The following is a 7,708-nucleotide window of genomic DNA, read 5'->3' on the forward strand; positions in this document are numbered from 1 at the left end:
CAGCTTAAGCTTTGTGAGTTTTCTTACAAAGACCCCTACTTTTCAAACATCCTCTAAGCGTCCTGCTTCTCCACCTATCAGGTATATAAGGTCTTCATTGAATGGATTACGAAGATGATGGGGTTGTTGGGGTAGCCCAAATCCCATGAAGTCTCCTGGTTCAACTTCGTATTCCATATCTCCAATTTCCGCAATACCTCGACCTGACAAGATGTAAACCCATTCTTCTTCATTCTGGTGAGCGTGATAAATGAAAGATTCCTTACCCGCAGGTACACGAGCAATCGTCACACCAATGCGTTTAAGACCGACAGCACGCCCAAGGAACCGTAAATAAATTTCTGAATTGGGATTGAGCGGATGATGAAACTCAAACGCATTCATTGAATTAATGTCTGCTGCTTTCAGCAGAGAATGTTGTTCATCAGTCACGTTGATGTCCTCCTATCAAGTTGGCAAACGGTCTGAACACCACAATAAAGCCTAAATTTATTTATTATCCCAACCCTAGCTCTCGTTTAAGCAAGTTAATCGAGTTACTACCAATAAAATTTTCACCACACATCAGCTTGGGTGGACGAATAATGTCTTCATGAACGACTTGCATAGCAGCTTGCACTGCAGCAAAACTAGGTTTATCGGTGCAAAAAATCACTTGTGCCCGTTTAACCATTGCTTGAAGTTTGTAGGCATCTTTTGGTTGCGAACTCATTACGAGTATTTCATCACCCCGTAAACCGTGAATGATAACTTCTGCTGCTCGCAGCCAGCCAGGACTGAGGCTCACTATGGCAAGACAGCTGTCTTTTGGTAGGTTTTTAAACTGGTTGAACTCTTTGGCATAGTCTTGTATGTCCAGGGGAATGACGCGTACGGCTTTGGGTGCTGCGATCGCCTCCACTTCCCCAATAAAATACCGATGTGTAACCACTGTCGCTGAGGAAGTTTGATCTAGCACAGCAGCCAATTCTTCCATAGCAACCAACTGTACTGGTATTTTGAGGGATTCTTCCAATTCATGCACCATCAATTCTCCAGCACCGATGTCTTGATTTGGAGCCGTCACCAACACTCTCGCACTACAACGTAAACGCCAATCAATTTCAGCTAAAAATATCTCACGCGCCTGATTAAGCGAGCAGCCTTGGGAGAGCAGTTCGTCAACTGCCTGCTGGACAACTTTGTATGCTTGAGGATATTGTTTGAGCATTGGCGATTGCAGCTTACTACCACCCTCATGACCTTGAGCGCGAACGTAAATTCCTGAGCCAGCAAGACTTTCTACAAATCCCTCTTCTTCCAACTGGCGGTAAACCTTGCTGATTGTGTTGCGGTGTAAACCAGTTTGCATTGCCAACGCGCGCGTACTCGGCAGTTTATAACCTGGGGAATATTGCCGAGAGGCGATCGCAAATTGGATTTGATTAAACAGCTGGGTTGATGCGGGGATTTCACTGTCTGGCTGAATACGAAACTGAATCATTACCGAATCTCCTGCGTGATAATGGCTGCATACGACCAGCTGTGACTGCTAAGCGTCAAATATTTTACTTATATATTGAATTTCTCTATTGAAAAATTCTGGTGCGGTTGTTACTTGTAGTTGATAATTTGATTGGACATTGGCTTGAGCTATCGGCATAGCTATATCTATATAGTCACAAAGAACTGGTAAAAACTATTATGGCAGAGCGAGCAATACATACCACAACAGTTAATCTTTCGCAAGATCATTTGCAAATACAGGCATATCTGGCACAGCCTTCTGAAGAAGGTTCTTACCCAGGAGTTGTAGTTTTGCAAGAGATTTTTGGAGTCAACTCCCACATTCGGGATGTCACAGAACGTATTGCCAAGGAAGGTTATCTGGCAATTGCACCCGCACTTTTCCAAAGAGTTGCCCCTGGATTTGAAACTGGCTACACCAAGGAAGATATAGAAGTGGGTAAAAAATACGCATGGGAGCAAACAAAGGCTTCAGAACTATTGAGCGACATTCAAAAAGCCGTTGACTATCTGAAAACTTTGCCGAATGTAAAGCAAAACGGCTTTGGTTGCATCGGCTTCTGTTTTGGTGGTCATGTCGCTTATCTTGCTTCCACTTTACCAGATATCAAAGCCACCGCTTCCTTCTACGGTGCTGGTATCCCCAACCGTACACCAGGAGGTGGGAATCCCACCATCACGCTTACCCCAGATATTAAAGGCATCGTCTACACCTTTTTTGGCATGGAAGATGCTAGCATCCCACAGGAACAAGTAGACCAAATTGAGGCAGAGTTAGAAAAATACAACATTCCTCATCGTGTGTTTCGCTACGATGGAGCTGACCACGGATTTTTCTGCGACCAACGTCCCAGTTATAATTCTATAGCCGCAGCCGATGCTTGGGAGCAGGTAAAACAACTGTTTAAACAACTATAACTATTCAATTGATTTACGTCCGCTTTGCTTTAAGCTAGTCCCTAGTCATGAGTCATAACAAATGACTAAGGACAGTTTTTATAAGCAATCATAGTCACTCGAATAGTGTTGTTTGGTGTTGAATCAAACTTCAGTGGCGTTAGCTAGAATAGCAATTTATCTTTAAGAGTCATGGATTCCGAAGCCAAGTTTTCTCAAAAAGCCAATTCGTCATTTACAATGGACGACTTTGCCAAAGCACTGGAAATACACGATTATCAGTTTCAAAAGGGACAAGTGGTGCATGGCAGAGTATTCCAACTTGATTCAGATGGGGCATATGTCGATATTGGTGGCAAATCGTCAGCGTTTATTCCCCGCGATGAGGCTTCTTTGAGAGCAGTAACCAATTTATCGGAGGTGCTGCCACTAAATGAGAGTTTAGAATTCTTAATCATCAGAGATCAGGATGCAGAAGGTCAAGTCACCCTTTCGCGACGGCAATTAGAAATCAAGCAGATTTGGGAACGACTGGCGCAAATGCAAGAGAATTCCCAAACAATACAAGTGCGGGTAATAAATTTAAATAAGGGTGGAGTGACTGTTGATGTGCAGGGTTTACGAGGATTTATTCCGCGATCGCACTTGGTTGAGCGAGATAATTTAGAAGCACTCAAAGGTCAATCTCTGACTGCTGGCTTTTTAGAAGTTAACCGTACTAACAACAAGCTTATTCTTTCCCAGCGCATCGCAACCCAATCTGCTAGCTTCAGTATGTTAGAAATTGGTCAGCTAGTGTCCGGAAAAGTAACTGGTATCAAACCCTTTGGCGTGTTTGTAGATTTAGATGGCACAAGCGCTTTGCTTCATATTAAGCAAGTGAGCCAGAAATTTATTGACAATTTGGAAAAAGTGTTTCAAGTCAGTCAACCAATAAAAGCTGTCATTATAGATTTAGATCAAGGCAAAGGTCGGGTTGCTCTTTCCACTAGAGTTCTGGAAAATTTCCCTGGTGAGATCCTAGAAAATATGGACGAGGTGATGGCATCAGCCCAGGCGCGTGCAGAACGAGCAAGGAACAAGCTGTTGGAATAAGTTAGTTGTTAGTTGTTGGTTATTTTACTAACCACTCACTACCAACAAATAACTCTCTTGGAGTTGCTGTTGTAAAGTCAATTCTGTAAAAGCAAATTTGATTTCACAGACCAAACTGCCCTAACTGCACAACGCAGGCTCTAAGAGAGCTTGCCAGTATTCATTGGCAAAAAATTCTGCTATATCGGTTACAGTATCCGTTGCTAAACTGCTTCCCCATCACCAATATCCCGTTTCGGTGGCCGCTTGTAGGTGAACGTGAAAGTATCACCACTAGCAATGACTTGCCGCATCTCATCATACATCGGATAATGACCGACACCACTCAGACTTGCCCAACCCCGCGCCCTAGTTAAAGCAACAAACAATTGGTTACGGTAATTCACATCATCTTCATTGCGAGCGACATTATCAAAGCCAACCACATAAACCATATCAGCTTCATGTCCCTTAGCGCGATTGATGCGCGACACCGTAACCCCACCTTCATGCCAGAATTTATCTGGGTCGTTGTTGGGCCATTGGGGAACCAAATCATTTAAGGTCAAAGCAGTGGGGATATAGACATCAATATTTTGGTCTATCAAGAAACCCGCAACTTCAGTTTCTAACTCTATTGCTTCGGAAGTAGAACCTAAAATGACCACTAAGATATCACGGCTGGGATTAAGACCATCGTGAACAATATTATGCATAATATTCTCAGCCAGCGCTGTCATTTCTTCTTGGCGAGAACCGTAAGTTTGAAATTCCAATATAGAGTTACCCCAAAGTTCAGCAATAGGGTTGGGTGAATATTGAGACGGTCGATGTATGGTTATCGGCTTACCAACACGTCGGAAGTCTCCTTTGACTTCGTAACCAATTCTGTTCCAATCATCTTTGTTAGTAATACCTGCAAGCATTCCTTCTGGACGTAGCAAACCCATACCAATTGCATGAGCAGCTGTGAGAATTGAGCCAGGAGTGCGATAACAACGGCGCATCACCTCAGAACGTTTAATTCCACCTGAGTATTGCGGTTGCTTGCTCAAAAGATTGCTCAAATTCTCGCCAAATACTTCTTTCGCTTTTGGGACTGCTATACTATCAAGACTTTGTGCTTCATCATAAGCCCAAATTAAGCGGCGTTCCTCTGGTTTTTCCTCACTGACAGGTTGTAACGCTTGATAAGCCAACCAATAAATTGCTTGTTTATCTTCATATTTCAAATCATCTTCGGCTACTAAATCTTGACCTTCATCAATCAAGATGGCGTCGAACATCGGCTCAATTTTTATCTCTTCTTGTAGCCGTTTACATAAGTCTGCTAAACCCCGGTTAGGTTGTCTTTGTTTTGTGTCTACAACCGTTCCGCGTCTTTTGCCGTGGTAGTCACAGATCATACTGTACAAACCTGGATGTTCCTTTGCTCCCCACGCATGAAGCACTCGCAGTTTGAGATTAGTTTTCGGCTCATACTGCAACTCACCACCACTGAAACGGCGTATCCACTGATCCAGCAAGCCAATCATCAAATCGTAGAGCGATCGCGTGAAAAACACCAAGGCAATATCCCAGTCTGGATGCTTGAGGTGCATCATCGCCGCTTTTTGGCATAGCAGTACTGTTTTGCCTGAACCAGCAATACCACGAATTCGCTGAGGACCTGGGGGAATTTCTTTACCAATATGTTCTTGCTGTAAATCTATTTCGTATAGCCTTTGTCGCAAACTGTCCATGACAATGGCGCGGGTTTTGCCTGTGGTCGTCGAAACTGTCGCACGAGGAGGTTTACGAAGCACGGGTGTCCCACTCATAACTGACAGTAGCAATTCCCAGTCTTTATCTTCCAGGTTTTCTCCTGGAACTACCGCAGCAGTTTGTTGAATACGTTCCAACAAGCCAACTTTACCTAACTGGTCTTGGAAAATTAGAGGAGGACAGTTGGGTAATTGGTCAAGGCTCTTTTGTTGCCATTGTTCTTGGGTAATCAGAGGTAATGCAGCGATCGCTCTTCCGGTAACCCTGCGCCAAATAGCAGATTCGCGGTCTGTATACGCAATTAATACTCGCAGTTGATGTTCGGCTTGTTGATAAGGGTTAGATTCTGTAGTGTGATAGTTTTGCAACTGCAAAATACCATCATCAATAGTAACGACTTGGTCAATGACGACTGGTAAGACCTCAATAACCACTAAACCAAATTCTCGATCAGCAATGAGAATATCAGGTTCCTTACGAATCTCTCCCACCTTCGAGAAAATTGGATAACGCCAATAACCGATACAGTTTCTATCAGAAAAAGCACTCTTAACAGCATCCCAAACTTTCTGCTCACCTGCTTCAGTGTTAACTTTTAACGGTTCAGTCGTGATAAATTTGCTACTTTGTTCTTCATGCCCAACAATCATTTAGTCCCTGCCTGTACTAGTTCAATTTTTTTATACAAAAGTATTTTGAGTAATGCTGCCAAGCTAGCACTGGCAATATGATACTTACCAGTGCGAATACACGGAACTACGTAGCTGGTTAAGTCCAGCAGATATGCGGAGTTAGTTGAAATTATTGTAATAATTTTTTATATAGCTATCAGTAGTGAGGTTGCAGATGAGGTAATCCTAAGTCCGCTGGATTCACGCGGTGGCGGTGACGAGTTTCCTCCAAGAGTTTTGCAACATTCTGTCGCCTGTGGTCTTCCGCTTGCTTTCTCTTAGCTGATAAAGCATTTCGTAATAGAGTGATAACTTGAGTGTTAATTGATCTGTTCTCAACAGTAGCTAACTCTTGTAGCTGTTCATACAAATCATCAGGTAAATCTGGGTCATGAAGAGTAGCAACTATCAACCTGTTAGTTGAATTTATTGGCAATGGTAGCACGATGGAACTGGCGTGGGTTGGAGGGGAGAGAGAGGGCGATCGCCCAAGGGGCAGTGACAAATTTCTGCTACACAAAGTTTGAACTAGTCGAACCTATTACCCTGATTGTGCTGAGGTATAACTGAGGATTGGTTAGTATATACAATTGTTAGGACTACTGAATTATTGAGCATGAGTTATCTTTCCTATATAGCCGATGATGACCTTAAATCTGCCGTCAAAATAGTTGTTGACTGTATTCTTGAAACTCAACAAAAAGCCGAAGAAGCAATGTACAAAAATGTGATATATCCGTTTTCAGCTATTTTTGATGGTGCTGTGCAAGGTTTTGACTTAAATGATTGGCTGACGAAGGAAAGAGCTAGACAAAGTCAAAAAACTGTACAAAATCAAATAGGTTATTTCCACCAGAATATTTTAGGTAGTATTCCTGGCTGGAGAGTACTTCCTCAAGGATTCGATATCTGTAACGATACACGCCAAATTTTTGCTGAAATTAAAAATAAGTATAACACTGTTAAAGGAAGTGATAAATTTGGAATATACGATTATTTATCAAACCGTTTAAACGAACCGGATTATCAAGGTTTTACAGCCTATTATGTAGAAATTATTCCTAATACGAAAAAGCCCTACGATAGAGCTTTTACTCCTTCAGATCGGACTACTAGTACAAGAAGACCTTTAAATGAAAAAATCAGACAAATCAGTGGTCAAGCATTTTACGATATGGCAACTGGTGTGCCAGGGGCATTAAGTATGCTTTTTAATGTATTACCAGACGTGATCGGTGAAGTTTCCGGACTTGATAGACTTAGTGAACAACAGCGAGCAAGCTATAAAACCTTATTTGATAGAGCTTACTGAGGTAATAAATCAATGGGATCCACTTGTTAGCACGTTAACTATAGCTCTTCCTAAGTGATAAGCAAAATTTACAGGAACTGCATTACCAATCTGTTTATATTTTGAGCCTACACCACCCATAAATTCCCAATCATCGGGAAAAGTTTGAATTCGGGCATACTCCCTTACTGTAAAAGGTCTAGTTTCTTCTGGATGACAGCGTTCGGTTTGTTTTTGTGAGGGAGAAGTAGTCAGAGTTAGACTTGGCTCATCCCAAGAAATTCTACGTGCCATACCAGTACGCCCACCTGTGAGATAGTAGCTTTTCATCATGTAGCTTTTTTGAATATCTTCAGGTAAATCTCGCCAGCAGCCGCCTGGTGGAACTAACTCTAAAACTTGAGATCTCTTTGGACTATATTTCATACCTTCAGAAGGTGGAACATCTTTCAAGGGAGACTCGTAAAACAGAGTAAAACTCCATAAAACGGTGTAATTTATTGTT

8 protein-coding genes are annotated in these 7,708 nt (G+C 42.4%); 3 read left to right on the top strand and 5 right to left on the bottom strand.

Features of this window, described 5'->3' with window-relative positions; all coding sequences use genetic code 11:
• Window positions 1-42: 42 nt before the first annotated feature.
• Window positions 43-432, bottom strand: coding sequence for a cupin domain-containing protein (locus tag DP116_RS25300; protein WP_339381565.1), 390 nt, complete (start codon window positions 430-432; stop codon window positions 43-45).
• A 64-nt stretch (window positions 433-496) separates the two neighbouring features.
• Window positions 497-1,483, bottom strand: coding sequence for a GntR family transcriptional regulator (locus DP116_RS25305; RefSeq protein WP_169157778.1), 987 nt, complete (start codon window positions 1,481-1,483; stop codon window positions 497-499).
• A 200-nt stretch (window positions 1,484-1,683) separates the two neighbouring features.
• Here DP116_RS25305 and DP116_RS25310 point away from each other — a divergent pair, with 200 nt between their 5' ends.
• The gene (locus DP116_RS25310) at window positions 1,684-2,424 is read left to right on the top strand and encodes a dienelactone hydrolase family protein (protein WP_169157779.1); all 741 of its coding nucleotides are present in this window, start codon (window positions 1,684-1,686) and stop codon (window positions 2,422-2,424) included.
• 171 nt (window positions 2,425-2,595) lie between these two features.
• The gene (locus DP116_RS25315; RefSeq protein WP_169157780.1) at window positions 2,596-3,498 is read left to right on the top strand and encodes a S1 RNA-binding domain-containing protein; all 903 of its coding nucleotides are present in this window, start codon (window positions 2,596-2,598) and stop codon (window positions 3,496-3,498) included.
• A 203-nt stretch (window positions 3,499-3,701) separates the two neighbouring features.
• Here DP116_RS25315 and DP116_RS25320 read toward each other — a convergent pair whose 3' ends face one another.
• Both DP116_RS25320 and DP116_RS25325 read right to left on the bottom strand, forming a co-directional pair.
• Window positions 3,702-5,891, bottom strand: coding sequence for a DEAD/DEAH box helicase (locus tag DP116_RS25320; RefSeq protein ID WP_169157781.1), 2,190 nt, complete (start codon window positions 5,889-5,891; stop codon window positions 3,702-3,704).
• Between the two features lie 178 nt (window positions 5,892-6,069).
• Window positions 6,070-6,417, bottom strand: a complete 348-nt coding sequence (locus DP116_RS25325; RefSeq protein ID WP_246275787.1) for a hypothetical protein — start codon at window positions 6,415-6,417, stop codon at window positions 6,070-6,072.
• 111 nt (window positions 6,418-6,528) lie between these two features.
• Here DP116_RS25325 and DP116_RS25330 point away from each other — a divergent pair, with 111 nt between their 5' ends.
• Window positions 6,529-7,224: an Eco47II family restriction endonuclease gene (locus tag DP116_RS25330; RefSeq protein WP_169157782.1), complete on the top strand. Its 696-nt coding sequence runs from the start codon at window positions 6,529-6,531 to the stop codon at window positions 7,222-7,224.
• Window positions 7,225-7,233: 9 nt separating this feature from the next.
• On the opposite strand, the gene DP116_RS25335 is transcribed toward DP116_RS25330, so the two are convergent.
• Window positions 7,234-7,708, bottom strand: a 475-nt coding sequence (locus DP116_RS25335) for a DNA cytosine methyltransferase (RefSeq protein WP_211173506.1), incomplete at its 5' end; no start/stop codon positions are given.

The organism is Brasilonema bromeliae SPC951, assembly GCF_012912135.1.
Classification (GTDB): Bacteria; Cyanobacteriota; Cyanobacteriia; order Cyanobacteriales; family Nostocaceae; genus Brasilonema; species Brasilonema bromeliae.

Bases quoted from the DNA above. Each gene is read 5' to 3' on its own strand.
- DP116_RS25330 (WP_169157782.1), top strand. From the start codon at position 6,529: ATGAGTTATCTTTCCTATATAGCCGATGATGACCTTAAATCTGCCGTC.
- DP116_RS25315 (WP_169157780.1), top strand. From the start codon at position 2,596: ATGGATTCCGAAGCCAAGTTTTCTCAAAAAGCCAATTCGTCATTTACA.
- DP116_RS25320 (WP_169157781.1), bottom strand. From the start codon at position 5,891: ATGATTGTTGGGCATGAAGAACAAAGTAGCAAATTTATCACGACTGAA.
- DP116_RS25310 (WP_169157779.1), top strand. From the start codon at position 1,684: ATGGCAGAGCGAGCAATACATACCACAACAGTTAATCTTTCGCAAGAT.
- DP116_RS25305 (WP_169157778.1), bottom strand. From the start codon at position 1,483: ATGATTCAGTTTCGTATTCAGCCAGACAGTGAAATCCCCGCATCAACC.